The 433-nt window shown below is 68.8% G+C and carries 1 protein-coding gene; it reads left to right on the top strand.

From position 1 onward, the window contains the following. Positions 1 to 167: 167 nt before the first annotated feature. A complete protein-coding gene (locus ACU8YC_RS28300; protein WP_446896436.1) occupies positions 168 to 416 on the top strand; it encodes a hypothetical protein in 249 nt (82 codons plus the stop codon). Positions 417 to 433 lie beyond the last annotated feature (17 nt).

The raw sequence follows: 433 nt of genomic DNA, 5'->3' as shown, positions 1-433 counted from the left end.
GTCAAGGTCGCGCGCAAGATGTAAATCGGTTCTGCCGTCTCCGATGCGCAGCGGCCACGGAAAATGCACCACACGTCGGGATTGCGGCGGATAGGGGCGGTCATTCGTGTTGAGTCCGGTCCTCGCCCCCTGGCGAATCCCGGTCGTTTCGGGCGACAACCCACGCGATGAGCAACGTCTTGCCCTTCCGTCCGCGCCCGACCCTCACGCGTCTCGCTCGCTGCGAAGTTGTGACCGTGGCCGGTGATCTCCTCGCCCTGCTGGAGCAGCTCGAGGATGTGAGCGCCCGCGCCGCCGCGATGGGGCGTCCGGCGATCGAGGTCGAGCGCACCGTGCAGCACCTCCTGGATGCGGTGAGCGCCGTCGAGCGCGCGCTCGACTGCATCGGCGAGGGCGAGCAGTCGGCGCCGGGCTAGCCCGCGTTCTCCGTGCC

It is taken from the genome of Citrobacter sp. VF227, assembly GCF_052950715.1.
This window is presented reverse-complemented; position numbering and strand designations above follow the sequence as displayed.